Below are 17,917 nucleotides of genomic sequence, written 5' to 3' on the forward strand. Positions count from 1 at the left end.
TTCGAGGGCCCCGCCATCAAGATCGTCCCCGGAGGACAGCTCGGGTCTGTCGCCCGGTGGCGCACAGGTCGGAGAGCTGGCTGCTGGCGACGATCCCGAACGGAAGCTGCTGGGTGAGGTTGAAGAGCATCGCCGGGGGGGGGTCACAGTCTGCGCCGCGGCAGCACCCGGGTCTGCCTCGACCCCGCGACCATGGCCAGGTCGGGCAGTGTCTTCGCTGCCAAGGCTTGGAAGGCCATGTTGGAGGTTCCCGAGATCAAGATCCCCTCCGTCGGGGGATGGCCCTGGTCGGCTGATTGGTTCCGTTGGCGCTGAGGTCGGGCATGGCGTTGGTGGCCAGGACCGAGAAAATGGCGCGGTTGTTGGGAGCGGCGAGACAGAAGCGGGTCGGGTCGGGTCGGGTCGGGTCGGGTAAGTTTACTAGTGGGAACAGTGCGGAAATGGTCTTTACTCTGGAGAGGACGAGGGGGTCTTCGTAGAGCCAGAGCTTGGTGAAGGGGCGGTAGAGAACCTCGCGGATGCGGGATTCGTCGAAGACGAGTTCTTCATTCTTGCGGAGCGACTGCTTGAGGGTTTCAGTCCATTTGATTCGTGGAAGATCACTATTCTCGGTGCATTCGTCCAGCGAGAAGCCGGCGGCGAGGTACTCCGCGGCATCGTTGTAGGCGTCTATGAGGCGTCGCACTCGCTCGCCAAGGGCTTCCTTGGAGAAGGAGTAGACGTACTGATCACAATTGGTCTTCACGCCTGACGCGTGTTTCGAGAAGATTGTGGGCGCGTCCTGCTGTGAACTAGTGATACAGACCGGCATCATGTCGTTGAAAGTGCCGTCGGTAAGGTTGATCCAGTCGTGGGTGTCGTTGACGGGCACGGTCTCGAACTGGTCGCTCGTGGCGTCTCCGAGGTCAGCGAGCCAGTCGAATTTCTGTTTGAGGGTTGAGCGTTCTGGTACTTCGGCGTAGTGCAGCATTGCAGGCTGGCCAAGGGGCTTGTCGGGGTTGCGGACCAGGACGGTGATCTGGACGCCGTTGCGCGACCCTGCACCGAATATCTTGTCTCCCTCCCGGCGGAACTCGTTGCCAGATTTCATGGCGTCGCCGAGCAGGTTGACCACGTAGATGTCGGTGAACTCGTCGCGGAGGGCGGCGCGCATTCCTGCCAGGGAGGTGGCGTTGGAGAGGCTGTTAGGGTGGACAAAGGCGATCACACCGGGACAAGTGGTGTCGCTGTCGGCCTGGTTGAGCCGGTCGGAGGCCCACCGGATGGCTTGCACGTAGAGGTTGGCTGAACTTGTACCGCCTACTGGTTTGTCTGAGACCTCGCGCAATCGTTTGCCGTACGTCTCCCTTACCCGTTCTTCCAGCGCCGGGTAGTCGATGTTGGGGTTGTCATCACCGGCGGATTTCTGGCCGGCTGACCAGGGTGGGTTGGCGAGGATGACTTGGATGGGGAGTTCGTTTTGTTGGCGGGCTCGGGCGCTGTTGTAGCTGATACTGCCGGTGCCGGGCAGGCGGCTGTCGTCTTGCAGCATGAATGTGTCGGTGAGGACGATGCCGGTGAACGGCTCGTATCCGCCGGTGCGCTCCCGGTAGCCCTCCTCGATCTTGATGGCGGCCAGGTAGTAGGCCAATAGCACTACTTCGTTGGCGTGGATCTCGTGTGGTGAGCCGCTGTCGGGGACCAAAGGGTGGTGGGTGTTGGTGAACTTGCGCTCGATGTCCTTGTCTCGGATCAGGTACTCGCCGTTGATGTCTTTGATGGTGAGCAGGCGGTTGATGAAGGTGCCGGTGCCGGTGAAAGGGTCGAGGATGTGGACGCCCTCGTCGGTGAGGCCCCGGCCGAATTCTTGGCGGAGCACTGCGTCAGCGGAGCGCAAGATGAAGTCCACCAGCTCCACCGGGGTGTACACGATGCCCAGGCGCTGCACTGCGTCGGGCATGGCCTCTTTGAAGAATGTCTCGTACACCTCCAGCATCACCTTGATCCGGGTGTCTCCGTCGACCGCGCCTGCCAGGCGGTTCTCCACGCTTTGGTAGAAGCGGTCAAGGTCGCGGGTCTCGTCTCGCAGGCGCACCTCTTGGGCTTTGAACTCGTCGAGCAGCTCGTTGAGGGCTTTGGAGATGGGGTTGCGGTCGGCGAAGCCGCTCTCGGAGAACAGGGCATCGAACACCGGGATGGTCACCACATGCTGGGCCAGCATCACCACCAGCGACTCGGAGGTGAGGTGTTCGCCGATGGTGGCCCTCATCGCCTCGGTGAACTGTTGGAATGCCTCGGCGAGGATCGGGTCGTCGCGCCGGGCTTGGCGGATGTGGGCTGCGATGGTGGTAGTGACCCGGGCCACCTCTTGGCCCCAGCGGCTCCAGTACTGGCGGTCGCCGCACTTCTCCACCAATTTGGAGGCCACCGCGTGCTCGAACGGCAGTCGGCGTTGGAGGTTGCCGCTTGCTCTGAGGCGGTCTTGGCAGTCTTGGCCGCCGTCGCACCCGGCTTGGCCGCAGTCGGGGCACACCCCTGAGGTGATGATCTTCACCGGCAGCTTGCCGGTGAGGTCGGCGGTGTTGATGGCCACGTCGAGGCGCTCGTCGTGGGAGCGCAGCGCTTTGAGCACGCTCCACACCTGTTTGAAGTCGGAGCCCGACAGCACGATGTCGTCGGCCAAGTTCGAACCCGAGGGTACAACTACGGGCAGCACAACGTAGCCGGTCTGTTTGTCGGGTGAGCGGCGCATGACCCGGCCCACGGCCTGCACCACGTCGACCTGCGAACGCTTGGGCTCGATGAACAGAACCGCGTCGAGGGCGGGAACGTCCACCCCCTCGGTGAGGCACTTGGCGTTGGTCACGATCCGGCAGCCGCCGTCGGGGTCGCCGCCCTGGAGCCAGGAGATCACGTTGGCCCGCTCCAGGGCGTTGCGGGCACCATCGGTGTGGCGCACTTCGCACTGGAGCAGTTCAACGCTCAAGTTGTGCGGCGGGGAGATCAGGTCGGCCACCGGACCCCAGTACCGCTCCACCTGCTGGGAGTTCTTGATGGTGTTGGTGAAGGCGATGGCCCGACGGGCCGAGTGCCCGGGTCTGACCGCGCCGGTGATGCGTCCCTCGGGGGTCCGGGTGGTGGGATCAGCCAGGGCATCCCAACAGCCAGACAGCTTGACCGCCTCCTCCACTTTGATGGGCCTGCGGTCGTCGCCTATTGCGAGGTCATCGAACCCTTCGAGCACCGGGTCTTCAGCCACCGCGATCACCAGTACCTCGTAGTCGGTGAGGTGCCCGCCCTCCACTGCCTCGCCGAACCCCATCCGATAGAACTCCGGGCCGTAGACGGCCTCATCGTCCATCGAGTACACATCGAAGTCGCTCGTGTTCTCCGAGACCTTGGCTTTCGCCCGGTCGGTGTACAGGCGGAGGGTGGCCGTCATGTACAGCCGTCTGTCGGCCAGCACCTCGTCTTCATCATGGATCAGCGTGAACGCGCTGCCTCGGGTGGCTTCTTGTATGCCGGTGGTGCGGTGCGCCTCGTCGCACAAGGCCAGATCGAAAGCCGGGGCGCCGCCGGCTTGGGCTTGGGTCACCAACTCCAACGACTGATAGGTGCAGAACACCGCCGTCATCGCCTCGTCGTGTTCGGCAGCCAGCTCTTCTGCGATCTTGTCGGGGTCGGTGGTAACCGGCATGGCCAACTCGGCCATATCGGCGTCCTCATCGTTGCGACCGGCCCGGGTGTCAGAGCAGATGCCGATGTAGCGGAGGGGGATGGCGGGATCGCGCTGGCGGGCCCACTCCCGCATGGTCTGGCCCATCAACGCGATGGACGGCACCAGGTACAGCACCCGCCCGCCCCGGCCCGCCACCTGCTCAGCGACCCACAACGCAACCACCGACTTGCCGGTACCGCACGGCAGCACCAGCTTTCCCCGACCGTGATCGGCAAAGCCGGCGACAACCTCTTGCACTGCCTCAGATTGGAACCCGAAGGGCTCGTAGCGGACCGAACCGAAAGACAACCTCTCAGGTGAGTCCAGGAAGTCCGACCAGACCGTTGGCCAGTTCTCGATGTCGCTGCCGTAGAGCACCTCGCAGCTCGGCGAGGTCTTCGACACCATCGTTTGGGCGTGGGCGGTCAACGACGAGGTGACCACCAAGATGCGGCTGGTGAAGATGCCGGCACTCGAAGCCGACAGAAACGAGTCAACCGCCGCCTTGTCGACCGACCCTGTGTCGTAGAACTTGGTCTGAATCGCGCACAAGCCCCCACCCCAGGTCTCGGTCTGTTCGGCCACCAGGTCGATCCCCACGTCGTGTCCGTACCCGTTGGCCTCCCGGTCGGCCCACTCCATCCACCGCCACACCTTCTTGAAGCGGCTCGGCCCGTACTCGCCCGGATGCCGCCCGAAGGCGTACTGCATGAGCCGTTCGAACACCCGGCCCCGTTCTTGCGCAGTGGGATACCGCCCGCGTAACTCCTCGAACAGGCCCCGGCCTAGCCCGTCACTGCCTCCAGACTCATCCTGCGGGGGGGGGGGGGGGTCATCGCAAGATTCCTCTACCCAAGATCACGCTATTCAGGTTTAGAGGTGTTCTGGCGATTCGTTTCTTTGATATTGAGTCTCTCTCGATAGTAGATGGCAAAGCCGCAGGCTACTGCGAACAGTAGAAGGAGAATCCATCCCACTGGGGAGTTGGTACCGCCATACCTATCGTTGTTTGTCGTCGCCCAGTCGGCCAGCAATATCGCTCCGCCGGAACCGCATAGCGCTCCGACTGCTGCAAGCATCACATCAAGAGGCCGCCACATGAGAACAATACCCTACGGCATTCTGTTAGGGCAGTGGCGACTTATTCCATACCCCAACTGGGAGAGATTTAGGCGATATTAAATATATACAAATCAAAGTCAGACAATCACCGGGTAAAACTGGTTATTCATGCTTATTCAGATGGTTATTGCCACTGGGGTCGGTATACTTGTATGTATGGAGTTTATGGGCTTTGACCAGGAGAAACGGACTGGCGACAGGCTGTCCGCTCCGGTTTGGCCGGAGGCGGTTGATGTTGACGTTTTGTCGTTGTCGGAGCTGCGGGAGCGGTTGGGGTTGATTAAGCGGGCTGAGGCTCGTCTGGCGGCGATGAAGACAACCACGCTGGCTGCGTACACGAGCCGTGGGGGTGAGGGATTGGCCCGTCGAGTGGCCTTGGAAGAGCTTCAGGCCTCCAAACAGCAAGCTCGCCGGCAGGTGGAGACCGCCTCTCAGCTCTCTCGGGTTCCCGAAACGCTCGACGCGTTGGGTGCCGGTGAGATTCCCGAGGCCCATGCCAAGCAGATCGCCAAAGCCGCCTCCCGGGGGCCGGTCGACGAAACCGTGCTGGTGGAGGCGGCCCGTCGCGAAGACTTTGGCACCTTCTCCCGGACTCTGCGCGACCACCAGCACGAACAATCCGACGACGGCGGAAAATCGCTGTTCGAGAAGCAGCGGGAGCGACGGTCGATCAACTTCTTCAAGTCGCCCGACGACGGCATGTTCATCCTGAACGGCCGGTTCGACCCGCTGGCGGGTAACAAGATCGAGGCCGCATTGGCCGCCGAAGAGCGTCGACTACGCAAAGACGACAAAGCAGGCGAACAAGCCGCATTCGACCAGCGGCTCGCCGATGCGTTGGAGAATTTGGTTTGTGCCGATTCCCGCGACAGCAGACCCCAGGGCACCACGCTGGTCTTGACCGCGGAGTGGGACATGGTCAACAACCAGATTGCTGATGTCCGTCTGCCCGACGGGGACCAGCTGCCTATGTCTGAGGCCCTGCTGCTGGCCTGCAACGCCGACATTCTGCCCTGCGTGTTCAACACCAAGAATCAGGAACTCTGGGTGGGACGCAAGCACCGGTTGGCCACCGAAGCCCAGCGGGCCGCGCTCATCATCCGGGACAAGCACTGCATCGGATGCGGGCGATCCGCCGTCTGGTGCGAGGCCCACCACATCGATGAGTGGTCCAAGGGTGGCCGTACCGACATCGACAACCTGGTCTTGGTGTGTACGAGCTGCCACCACAACATCCATGTCGGCGGTTGGGAAGTACACCGGACAAGCGGCAGTGCCTACGAACTCAGACCGCCGCCCAGACCCTACGCCCACCTGCGACCGTGGCGATCCAGACCCGACACGCCCTCTCAAGAGCCCGACCCATTCCCCGAAACAGGAATCAGCACTGGACACCCTGCCAACCGCCAACCGGTACTTCTTAGCTGAACACAGTGCCTACCGGGGCACGACCGCAGCTTCTAGCATGAACTCCAACTCCTACTCCTGAGCTTTGAGAAAATCGACCGTTTGTATGTATGGGCAGCAGTCGGCGCGACAGCCATTCCATACTCCTGAGCTAAGAGAATCGACCGTTGGTATATTTCTTAGCGATGGGGTTGACGGAGTCTCAGCGGGCGAGCTGGGAAGAGAACGGGTTCTTTATTGAGCGGGGGTTCGCTGATCGGGCGACCACCGACGCCATGATCGAGCGGATTGTGGAGGTCGCCCGGTCTAACGCCGCCGGGGAGTCGCGGCCTGATCTGTTCATCACTCCCGACAAGACGAACGAGAATCCAGCCACTCCAGAGGTGGGCGTTTCCAAGATCTTTCGGGTGATGCGGGCTGAGCCGGTGTTCAATGAGTTCGCCACCGATCGCCGGCTGCTGTCGATGATGGGCGATCTCATCGGCCCCGACGTGGACTGCTTTTTGTCACAGTTCATCTTCAAGCATCCGGGCACGCTCGGCCAGCCCTGGCATCAAGACGACTACTACTTCCGCATGACCCCTTTGCCGCAGGTGGGGGTGTGGCTGGCCTGCACGGCTGCCACCCCGGACAACGGACCGCTGTGGATCGTCCCCGGTTCCCACACCGAGCCGATCCACGACGCCGTGCCCGACACCCGGGAGGGCGCCGGGCTGGCCTATGTCGAGATCGTTGACGTCCCCACCCACAACGAGCAGGTAGTCCTCATGGAACCGGGCGATCTGCTGGTGTTCCACTCCCATCTGCGCCATCGGTCTACTGACAATCTCACCGATGGGATGCGAGCGGCCATGGTGTACCACTACGCGGCGGCCAATTCAGAGGGCTATCTCGCCTTCAACCAGGACTGGACCGAGGTTCTGCGCGACGGCCATCCGGTGCAGGCATCCACTGAGCCGGTGCCCATCGAATACTGACGAATACAGAGCGGAGGGCTCGATCAAACCGCATTTGCGCGGCGGGCTCGGGAGGCGAACGCCGCAGCCACTGCGTCGTAGGCTGGCTTGGGGTTTCCATCCCGATCGAACAGCAGCGGGGCGCGATCGGGGCCGAAGTGCTGGTCGACCCACGAGTGGGCGTCGCTCACCCCCCAGAAGGTGACCTCTCTGCACGCCTCTACCGACAGCGCGGCGTCGACCAGCTCGCCATAGAGCTGGGCCTGGACGTCTAAGCGGTCGGAATCGGTGGGGTGGGCCAAGATGTCCATCTCGGTTATGGCCACCTCCAGCCCCATGTCGGCGAAGGTAGATACTCCTCGATGGAGGCGAGCGGGGTCGGGAGGTCCGGGGGAGAAGTCGGGATAGAGCTGATGGCCTTGGATGCCGATCCCGTGGAGGGGCAGGCCCCGCTCAACTAGGTCGGCAACAGTCCGGGTGAACAGGTCGTGTTTGTCAGGGATCACGTCGGTGTGGGTCTCGTTGATCCACAGCTCGATGTCTGGGTCGACCTCGTGGGCAAGGGCCAGCACCTCGGCCAGGTAGTCCTCCCCGAGCAGGGTGCGCCATACGGATTCGGCATGACGGCCTTCCAACCAGTGCAGCGGCTCATTGACAACGTCGACTCGGGCCACCGCCCCTCCCCACCGGGCGAAGAGCCGTTGGAGATGGTCGGTGAGGTATTGACGAAGAGCCCCGGCATCTTCGCACTCGGTGATGTAAGTCGGCGTGCCCCAATGGGGCCACACCACGGTGTGGCCCCGCACCTGCATCTCATGGTCGGCCGCGAACCGATTCAGCTCATCGTTGGCCTCCCACTCCCACAGATCGGGCTCGGGATGAATCCACATCCACTTCATGGCCCGCTCGGCGGTGACCGAGTTGAACTCGGCGGCCAACAGCGACCGGTAATCCTCGTCGCCAGAAGCGAAGACAGTGTCGCTGACCGCGGCCCCGACCCGGATTCCACCAGCGGCCGCCAGATCCCTTAGGCTCACGGCGACCGCCTCGCCGACTCGGTGACCCCGAACATCCGGGCCACAGTCTTGGACCACAGCTCGGGGTTGGGGGCCGGCCGGCTGTGGGCTTCTTGCACGCCGACCCCGGCCGACAGGGCGTTGATCACGTAGAGCAGCACTTCGGGGGCGTCGAGGCGCCGCAGTGTGTCGAGGATCCAGGCGTTGCGGGCCGAGAAGATCTCGGCCATCCCGGCGGCCACGTCGGGATCGTGGCGAGCGGCCGCGGCGGCGTCAATCTGCAAGAGTCGCAGGTGGCGGCTGTCGGGGTTGATGAACTGGAAGAAGACCTCGATGGGCCGCTCAAAAGCAGCCTGGGCATCGAATCGAGAGTCGCGTTCGGCCAACTGCGTGCGGATCACCTCCACCAGAAGCTGGCCTTTCGACCGGAAGTGGCCGTAGATGGCCCCCTTGGTAACCCCGGCGGCCACCGCGATGTCTCGCAATGAGACCGCGGCGTAGCCCCGCTCTACGAACACCTCGGCGGCCACCTCCAACAGCCGAGCGCGGGTGGCCTCGGCTTTGGGGGTGATCGGAGGATCGGCGAACACTGAGCTCATGGCTTCGGTTGGGGAGCCGTGTCGGGCAACGGGCTGGTCATGGCCCACCTCCTGCGTCTGATCTAGAAATGGCCCGGGTGTCGGTGCCCAGGTAGCTGGCCACCACCCTGGGGTTGTCGCGCACCGCCTGAGGCGGCCCCTCGGCGATCACCTCTCCGGCGTCCATGCAATAGATCCGGTCGCTGATCGACATCACCAGCGGCATGTCGTGCTCGATCAAAAGCACCGAGGCATCGAGTTCCCGGCGCACCCCTTGCAGCAGCGGCACCAGGGCCTCGGCCTCCCTCTGGGCCACCCCGGCGGTGGGCTCGTCGAGGCACAGCAGTCGGGATCCCCCGGCCACCAGACAGTTCAGCTCCACGATCCGGCGAGTGCCGGTGGACAACTCGGCCACGAAGTTGTCGGCATAGTCGCCCAAGCCGAAGAAGCTGATTAACTCATCGGCTGTCGTGGCCTGTCGCCGTTCGTGGCGAAAACCCGGAGACAGGCCCAGGGCCGCGGGCCAAAATCGAGTTCGGCCTCGACGCTCTAGTGCCACCTGCACCGTCTCGCGCACGGTGAGGTCGGGAAACAAAGTGGCGGCCTGAAAGGTCCTCCCCAGGTGGTGGCGGTGGCGACGATGGGCAGCAAGTCGGCTCACGTCGGTTCCGTAGATCTCCACTCGCCCGTTCGCGGGGATCAGGCCGCCCACCCCGTTCATGAACGAGGTCTTGCCCGCTCCGTTGGTCCCGATGAGCCCCACGATCTCGCCGTGGCCCACCTCGAGGCTCACCTGGTTGACTGCAACCCGGGGCCCGTGGCGCACGGTGAGCTCGTTGGCGGCCAGTGCCACTTGCGATGGCGGCGACGGGATCGAAACCGACCCGGGCATTTCTCGAACTCGCGTCGGAGGGGCGGGCTGTCGCAGGGCGTACCAGCTGAAGAACGAGTCCCGAGCCAGGTACCAGAGCTGCACGAAGCCGCCCGGGGCGTACATCAACAGCACTAGTATTCCCAGGCTGCTGGTCAGCACCGGGATAAGTGCGGAGTCGGGCCAAAAGGCGGGCAGCCCGATCACCCAGAGTGCTCCGAGCACCGGGCCGACAACCGAGCCGATGCCGCCGATCACCGCGATGGCCACCACTTGGAACGAAGCGTCGACCGAGAAGAACGAGAACAGCACCGTCGAGTACAGCCCGGCCAAGAGCGCCCCGGCGAACCCGGCCAGCCCGCCGCCCAAGGCGAAGGCCAGCACCTTGGATCCGGTGGGCCACACGGTAGCGGCCGCCGCGGCTGACGGGTTCTCCCTGGTGGCCACGATGCGGCGCCCTATCCCGGTGCGGCGCAGGTGGGCGGTGAACGCCACCCCCAGTACCAGGCCGATCAGGGCCAGATAGAAATAGGTTCGCTGGGGGGTGAGGTCGATGGGTCCGATGTGGGCCCGCTCCAATAGCGCTGCGGTTTGGCTGCCTCCGCTGAGGAATGGCCGGGTGAAGAAGAACTTCTCGGCGGCCACCGCGAACGCCAGGGTGACCACGGCCAGCAACAGTCCCCGGGCTCGGAGCGCGCCGATACCTATTACCACCGACGCGGCGGCGGCCACGGCCGTACCCCACACCGCGGCCCACAGGAAATGCAGCTCAGGCATGGGCACCACCACGTCGAATCCGGCCACCCCGAGCCCGAGATCGTTGCCGCTGACCAGCGCAGTGGTGGTCAGTGCGCCCAGGCCGGCAAAAGCGCCTTGGCCCAGTGAGATCTGCCCGCTCCAGCCCACCAGCACCACCAAGGAGAGGGCGACCAGCGCCATCAGCAGGATTTCGCTGTAGCGGAAGGTGCGGCTGGCCGTGGAGACGAACACCGGAACCACCGCGGCAATGGTCACCCCAACCGCGGCCATGATCCGAGAGTGGTGGCGAACCCACCAGATCGAGCGCAGCCGGGCCGGTATGGGACGAATCCGGGGGCTGAACGAGAAGGCGCCGGCCTCGTCGGGGGCGGCCCGTCGGGTGGTGGCCACGATCCCCAAAATGACCACCAGCAGCAGCACCGCTTCGAACCTACCCAGATCCAGCGGGTAGTTGACCCGGATAAGGGCCTCGACGATGCCGAGGATGATCCCGGTGGCCACCGCCACGCTGAACGACACGAACGAGGCGCACACCGCCACCACCAACACCCGGGTCATGGTGGCGTGACCGGGGCCAGTGACCACGAACGAGCCGATGGAGTCGGCCTCTTGGAACACGGTGACCAGCCCGGCGAACGCCCCGGTGAGCACCCACACCACCGTCGACACCCGGCCCGGATGGATCCCGGCCAAGCGGGCCCGATCGGGATCGGCCGCCGTGGCCCGAATGGCCCGCCCCCATGCCGACCATCTCACCCAGATGCTCAGCGCCACCACCGCCGCGGCTGAGGCGACGAACAAGATGAACTCCCCTCCTTCGATGCGGATGCCGAACCACTCCAGTTCCCGGTTCCAAGGCGTGGGGAACCGCTCCCGCTTGTCAGCAGCCGAGGCTTCGGGCAGGGCGAATATGAGAGCTTGGGCCAACTGGGCCAGCCCGATGGTGGCCACCAGCAGGATCACCCGGGGAGCGGTGAACAGGCGGCGCACCACGGTTAGCTCGGCCAGTCCCAAGAACGCGGCCCCAGCCAGCACGGCCAGCGCCACACTGATCCAGTAGGGCACGCCGTAGCGGATCACCAGATGGGCCAGCACCTGGCTGGCCAATAGCCCGGTGGCGCCCACCGCGAAGTTGATGATCCGGCTCGACCGATAGATGAGGATGACCCCGAGGGCCAACAGGGCATAGGAAAGGCCGTTCACCGCGCCGATGAAGACGAACTGGCGTCCGACCTCGAAGGCGAGGATCACGACGGGTTTTCCGGTTCGGGGCGGTTGTCACCCAAGAAGACGGCTCTGGCAATGTCGCCCCGCTCGGCTAGCTCAGAGGTAGGGCCGTCGAAGCGGACGTGTCCCTTCTCGATGAACACAGCCCGATCGGAAAGGGCAGTGGCGATGTTGAGCGACTGTTCCACGATGACCATCGTTTGGCCCTCGGCCTTTAGCCCCTCGATGATCTCGAACAGCTCGCCAATCACCGCCGGGGCCAGGCCCAAGGAGAGTTCGTCGATGAGCAGCACATCAGGCTTGTGCATCAGCACCATGGCCAGGGCCAGCATCTGTTGCTGGCCCCCGCTGAGCGCACTGGCGGGCTCGTCGAGCCGATCGGCCAACTCGGGGAACATCTCCAGCACATGTTCGATGCGGTCGTTGAGCTGGGCCCGGTTCCGCCGCATGGTCCATCCCGCGGTGCGGAGGTTGTCCTCGATGGACAGCGGAAGGAACACCGCTTTGCCGCCGGGGAGCTGTTGGATGCCCATGTCCACCCGGGTTTGGGGAGAGGTGAGGGTTATGTCACGCCCGTGTAGGGAGACGATGCCCCGCGACGGAACGGCCAGTCCGCTGATCACCCGCAGAATCGTCGACTTGCCGGCGCCGTTTGTCCCCAGCAGCGCCAGGGTTTTGCCGCGGTCTACATGGAGGTTGACCCCGAACAGCACCTGCACCGGTCCGTAGGAGAAGTCGATGTCTCTCAGGCCGACCGCGGGCAGCAGGTCGGGGTGCGATTTCCGCCGTTCCAAGTCGGCGTGGTCTTTCTCGATCTCGTCTACTACTAGTGACAGGTCGTGGCGGATGTGTCGGGCCCCCCAGATCAACAGGGCGCCGCCGAGCAGCTTGAACGGGATGGCCACGATCAAGATGGCGGTGCGCTCGTCGGTGGCGTCTGACAGCAGCCCGGCCACGATGGGGCCGAGCACGCCGCCGCCCAAGAAGATCACCATGATCGACAACGCAGTGGACTGGGCGCGCAGTCGATAGGGGACCACCCCCACTAACAGCGGTGAGATCATGCCGAAAATAATCACGCTCAACACCGCGGGGACGATCCCCACCGCGGCGAATAACACGGGATGGGGCATGAAGAACTGGATAGGGATGGCCACCGCAATGGGGAAGAAAAGGGCGCCCACCCAACTCAGCGCCTTAGCCGGGCTCTCGCGGTACAAAGAGTCGTAACGCTTGGCCGCCCACGGTGCGGCAGCGAACGCCAGCATCCCGGGGACGAATCCGATCATCGCCCTCTCGAACGGGCTCAGGCCCCATCGGTCTTCCAGGAACAGGTTGACCAAGAAACTCTGCCCGATTATCGAGAACACGATGATGCTGAAGGAGATCCACGCCAACTTCAGCGTCTTGATGGCCATGAGGCGCTGCCACACCGCCCCGAGCGACACCCGGGGCGGGTCATCATCCTCCTCCATCACCTCACCGAGCACGGATTTCTGCTCGAACTGGCCCCGAGGCGGATCGGGAACGAACAAAGCCCAGATTCCCAACGCCAGCGTGGGCCAGGCGAAGATCCAGTAGGCCCACCGCCAGTTGTCGTCTACCAGCAGCATGAGGCCGCCCACCAGCAGCGGGGCGATCCGCTCGCCCCCTCGACCGAGCACGTTCTTGACGGCGTAAATGCGACCTCGGGCCGAAATGGGGTAGGCGTCGGCCAAAACCGCTCCCTGCACTGGAAAGGTGTTGGACGTGCCGATTCCCATAAGCATGCCGACCAAGAAGAACCCCAGCGCGGTGGCCTGGAACCCGCGGGTGAACATGGCCACGCTCCAGAACACGGTGGCCAACCCCACCAGCCGCATGCGGTTTACCCGGTCGCCCATCTTGCCCATCGGGATGGCACACAGCGTGGTGGTGATGAGACCGCCGATCCCGATCACTGCCAACCCGGCGTCGGACACCCCGAAGCTGTCTTGAATCTCAGGGCCGAGCAGACTGGGAATGGCGAGCTGGAAGGCATCCACCGCGTCCAGGGTGCCCAGTACTGCCAGTACGCCGACACCGCCGGTGGCTACTGCCTGGCGGAGGGTTACCGCTTCTTCACCGACTCCGGGGAGGTCCTCGTCGGCCCGGACCTCGAGATGGTCGGCTTCGGCTGCCTCGCGTGCCGCCTCCTCGTCGAGCAGGGCCCGACTCAGGTCGGCGAAGTTGCGGCGGTCGCCCGACGCCTCGGCCATCAGTTGCTACAGGGTCACGGCGTCAGGTCTACGGCATCGCCCAGGGCAGCGAGCTCGCCGTCCTCATCGGCGTCGCCGTCGAACTGCACCAGCCGCAGGGTGTCGTTGCCGTTGTATTTGCCCGGTCCGAACGACAAGAACGGGATCTCGGGCAGCGACGCCTGGGTGAGCGATTCCAGCCCAGCCTGGAAGGAATCATTGGTGAGCTCCACGCTGGACGCAGCGGCGATCTGCACGAACAGCGACAGATCGCGACACGCCAACACGGTGTAGCTCCAGTAGTTGGGGTCTTCCTCGCTGTTCTCCACCCCCGGACCGGGCCGCTCGAAGCGGGCGTCGGGCAGCGCGGCGGAGACAATGTCGATGCACTCTTGGGTCTCGGCGTCCACCGGGTCGGTGGCCAGGTCGAGCCGCACGGCGGATGAAATGGTGCCGTCCAGCGCAACCGGGTCGATGCCCGAGGAGATCGCAGTGGTGAAGTTGGTGGAGTCCACCGCGGCCATTTGGATACCTAAGTCGCCGTAGGTGACGAGTCCAGTGGCCGCGGCCCCAAAGATCACCATGCGGTCGATGCCGGCGTCGGTCACCTGCTCCTGCATGATCTCGGTCTGGCTCTCAATGGCGTCATCGTCGAGCACCAGATCGTCGATGTTCATGGTGATGGCGATCTCCACTCCGGCGTCGGCGAAGGCTGCTTCCACCACATCGCCTAATAGTTCGGCAGTGCTGGTTCCGTCGTAATGGATGCCCACTGCGGTAGCGCCGTCGAACCATCCCCTGCGGTCCAGCTCCGCGATGAACGCCTCGTCCCTGGCCGTCCCCTCGATTCTGAAACTGGCCAGCGGAGCCCGGGCCCGCTCCAAGAGCTCTCCTTTGGCGTTCACCTGCGAGCCGATGTGGATGGTCTCGTGCTGCTCGGATACGCAGAAATTGGCGTCGCCCCGCAGTCCGCCGAGAACGGCGAACACCTGGTGATCCTCGGTGAGGGAGATGCAGGCGGCCAGCATCTCGTTGGGCAGGGCCGGGTTGAAGCCGGCGATGTGTGCCTCGAGCATGCGCCCGTGGATCCCGCCGTCAGCATTGACCGCGCCGACAAGGGCTTCCCACACCGGTTGGGGATCGCCGAAGAACCCGAACCCGAACAAGGAGGTGTCCCAGAACCCGATTCCGATTCGGATGGCGTCCTCGGTTACGCCTCGGAAGCTGGCGGTGAGAACGATTGGCGTCGGCTCGGGCGCGGCTTCGGGGGCTTCGGCCTGCTCGGTCTCATCGGGTGCAGGTTCGGCCGGTTCGGGCTCATCTTCGATGGCCGCCGGCTCGGCTGGCGTTTCTGGGGCCGGCTCGGGCTCGTCGCCGGTGCCTGCCGGTTCGGCCGGTTCGGCCGTGGGGGCTTCATCAGCGGCTGGTTCGTCCTCACCGCCCCCCGTAGTGCAGGCCGCCCCAACGACGGCCAATGCGAGTAGCAGACCCAAAAGTCCTCGCAACGAACGCAGACCTCTCATCTCGTTCCCCCTTGTCCCAGCGTCGTTGCGTCCCAAATGTACCACTGGTAGAAAAAGTGTCCAGTGCCCGCTTGGGGAGGGGTTCCATGGTTGATGTAGACACGCTTGTCGCCCAGATGAGGCTGGAGGAGAAGTGCCTGATGGTGTCGGGCGAGGGCGCCTGGGTCATTCCGGGCTGCGAGCGGCTGGGCATCCCCGACTGGTGCGTCAGCGATGGGCCGGTAGGGGTGCGGGGACGCCAGATGGGCCCGGGCCTGGTGGTGCCGGGGCCCTCCGCCCTGGCCGCCACCTGGGACACGGGCCTCATTCAAGATATCGGCCAGGCCTTGGGCACCGAGTGCGCCGACCGGAAGGTGGACATGATCTTGGCCCCGACGGTCAACCTCCACCGTTCTCCAAGGGGAGGTCGCCACTTCGAGAGCTACAGCGAGGACCCCGAGCTCAGCTCCCGAATTGCCGTGGCCTTCATCTCCGGGGTCCAGTCCCAGGGTGTGGGGGCCTGCGCCAAGCACTACGTGGCCAACGACCAGGAGTTCGAGCGCCACACCATCAACGTCGATGTCGACGAGCGGAGCCTGCGAGAGGTCTACCTTCCTCCGTTCGAGGCCGCGGTTACCGAAGCAGGCGTGCGTGCGGTGATGGGGGCCTACAACTTCGTCAACGGCCACCACGCTTGCGCGCAACCCGATCTGCTGGTGGGGGTGCTCAAGGATGAGTGGGGGTTCGACGGTCTGGTGGTGTCCGACTGGGGGGCGATCAAAGAGACCGTCGCTCCTGCTGTCCACGGGCTCGACTTGGAGATGCCCGGGCCAGGGCGATGGTGGGGCAATGGCCGGCTTCAAGATTCGGTCGAAGCGGGATTGGTAGACGAGGCGGTGATCGACGACAAGGTGCGCCGCATAGTCAGCTTCTTGGATTGGGCCGGGCGTCTGGGCACCCCAACTGACCATGACGAGGCCAGCGTCGAGCGTCTAGAGCACCGAACCCTGGCACGGCGGGCCGCAGCCTCGTCGATGGTGCTGGTTCGCAATGCCGATGACCTGCTGCCTCTGGCTGGCGATCAAACGGTGGCTGTGATCGGGCCTGGCGCAGCCGACACAGCAGTGCTGGGCGGCGGATCGGCCAGCCTGGTGCCCCATCGCACCACCACGGTGCTGGAATCGCTGGCCGAGCGCCTGGGCGAGCGGCTGATCGGCCACGCCCCCGGCATCGACATGCGGCGCAAGGCCGAAGCGGTGCCCGAGTCTTGGATCGACGACGGCGTGAGCTTCGAGCTCTATGACGGGTTCGGGTTCGACGGCGAGCCCTTCAAGACCGTCACCGGGCCGCGCCCGTTCAACGTTTGGTTCGGCGAGCTCTGGCCGAAGGGCCTCGACGCCATGTCCGTGCGGCTCGAATTCACCATGACGCCTAACCACACCGGGCGCCATCGGTTCTGCGCCCTGGGCTTCGCCCATGCCCGCCTGTTTGTGGACGGCGAACCGGTGGCCGACAACCAAGTCGAGACGTTCAGCGCCGGCCTGGGTTTGCACGGCGGCGACGGCTATCTCGACCTCGAAGGCGGCAAGCCCTACCGCCTACGGCTCGATCACGTCCCTCGAGAGGGGGGCCAGTGGGTGTGCATAGTCGACGTTGGGGTGGAGCTGGCCGACCTCGACCGTGAACAGGGCTTGGACGAGGCGGCGGCGCTGGCCGCCCGCGCTGACACCGCGGTGGTGGTGGTCGGCTCCAACGCCGAGTGGGAGTCCGAGGGCAGCGATCGGGATTCGATAGAGCTGCCCAACAACCAGGATGAACTGGTGGAGAGAGTGCTCGATGCCAACCCCAACACCGTGGTGGTGCTCAACTGCGGCGCGCCCATGGCACTGCCGTGGCTGGATCGGGCCAAGGCCGTGCTGTTGGCTTGGTACCCCGGCCAGGAGGCGGGCGGTGCCATCGCCGACGTGCTGCTGGGCGACGCCGACCCCGGAGGGCGGATGCCCACCAGTTGGGCATGGCGTGAACAGGAGACCCCCGCCTATTTGAACTACCCCGGCGAGGCCGGTGTGGTGCGCTACGGCGAGGGGGTCTTCGTCGGCTATCGCTGGTACGACGCCCGCGGTATCACCCCCATGATCCCGTTCGGCCACGGCGGCTCATTCACCACATTCGAATGGGGTCCGCCTGAGGTGAGCGGCAATGGCACCGAAGTCACTGTGTCGGTGCCGGTTACCAACACCGGCCACCGACCGGGCCGCGAGGTGGTGCAGATATACGTGTCCCCGCCCGATTGCGCCCCGCTTCGCCCCCCCAAAGAGCTGGCCGGCTTCGCCAAGCTCACCCTCGAACCAGCAGAGACCGCCACCGCGGAGATCGCCCTAAAAGAGCGCTCCTTCGCCCGCTGGGACCCCCAAGACCACCGCTGGACCGTAGACCCCGGCCAGTACCAACTTCTGGTGGCCGCATCAGCCACCGACATCCGCTCGGCGTTGCCCATAGAGGTCTGACCCAACCGGATAGCGGGTGAATCTGCATTAGCCCTGACAGTCCCACGCGTAGAGCCAGT

Annotated in this window: 9 protein-coding genes; 3 read left to right on the top strand and 6 right to left on the bottom strand. The window is 64.6% G+C overall.

Annotation, left to right across the window (positions count from 1 at the left end; translation table 11 throughout):
• Positions 1–256 precede the first annotated feature (256 nt).
• Positions 257–4,423 carry a type ISP restriction/modification enzyme gene (locus ACOOGG_RS10705; RefSeq protein WP_420435062.1) on the bottom strand — a complete coding sequence of 1,389 codons (4,167 nt, stop codon included), beginning with the start codon at positions 4,421–4,423 and terminating at the stop codon, positions 257–259.
• A 552-nt stretch (positions 4,424–4,975) separates the two neighbouring features.
• Between ACOOGG_RS10705 and ACOOGG_RS10710 the strand changes: the two genes are divergently transcribed.
• A complete protein-coding gene (locus tag ACOOGG_RS10710; protein WP_420435064.1) occupies positions 4,976–6,247 on the top strand; it encodes a DUF222 domain-containing protein in 1,272 nt (423 codons plus the stop codon).
• Positions 6,248–6,411: 164 nt separating this feature from the next.
• Entirely contained in the window at positions 6,412–7,203 is a 792-nt protein-coding gene (locus ACOOGG_RS10715; protein ID WP_420435066.1) for a phytanoyl-CoA dioxygenase family protein, read from the top strand.
• A gap of 23 nt (positions 7,204–7,226) precedes the next feature.
• On the opposite strand, the gene ACOOGG_RS10720 is transcribed toward ACOOGG_RS10715, so the two are convergent.
• Genes ACOOGG_RS10720 through ACOOGG_RS10740 form a run of 5 tightly spaced genes read right to left on the bottom strand, consistent with a single transcriptional unit; the run spans position 7,227 to position 15,372 of the window.
• The gene (locus tag ACOOGG_RS10720) at positions 7,227–8,219 is read right to left on the bottom strand and encodes an endo-1,4-beta-xylanase (RefSeq protein WP_420435068.1); all 993 of its coding nucleotides are present in this window, start codon (positions 8,217–8,219) and stop codon (positions 7,227–7,229) included.
• The gene (locus ACOOGG_RS10725) at positions 8,216–8,797 is read right to left on the bottom strand and encodes a TetR/AcrR family transcriptional regulator (protein WP_420435070.1); all 582 of its coding nucleotides are present in this window, start codon (positions 8,795–8,797) and stop codon (positions 8,216–8,218) included. The genes ACOOGG_RS10720 and ACOOGG_RS10725 overlap by 4 nt, the downstream gene beginning before the upstream one ends.
• A 37-nt stretch (positions 8,798–8,834) precedes the next feature.
• A complete protein-coding gene (locus tag ACOOGG_RS10730; protein ID WP_420435072.1) occupies positions 8,835–11,657 on the bottom strand; it encodes an ABC transporter permease subunit in 2,823 nt (940 codons plus the stop codon).
• A complete protein-coding gene (locus ACOOGG_RS10735; RefSeq protein ID WP_420435074.1) occupies positions 11,654–13,870 on the bottom strand; it encodes an MFS transporter in 2,217 nt (738 codons plus the stop codon). Before ACOOGG_RS10735 ends, ACOOGG_RS10730 begins: the two co-directional genes overlap by 4 nt.
• A 14-nt stretch (positions 13,871–13,884) precedes the next feature.
• A complete protein-coding gene (locus ACOOGG_RS10740) occupies positions 13,885–15,372 on the bottom strand; it encodes a hypothetical protein (protein WP_420435076.1) in 1,488 nt (495 codons plus the stop codon).
• 86 nt (positions 15,373–15,458) lie between these two features.
• On the opposite strand from ACOOGG_RS10740, the gene ACOOGG_RS10745 reads away from it, so the two are divergent.
• The gene (locus ACOOGG_RS10745; RefSeq protein WP_420435078.1) at positions 15,459–17,858 is read left to right on the top strand and encodes a glycoside hydrolase family 3 C-terminal domain-containing protein; all 2,400 of its coding nucleotides are present in this window, start codon (positions 15,459–15,461) and stop codon (positions 17,856–17,858) included.
• Positions 17,859–17,917 lie beyond the last annotated feature (59 nt).

The organism is Candidatus Poriferisocius sp. (assembly GCF_965214065.1).
Lineage (GTDB): Bacteria > Actinomycetota > Acidimicrobiia > Acidimicrobiales > Bin134 > Poriferisocius.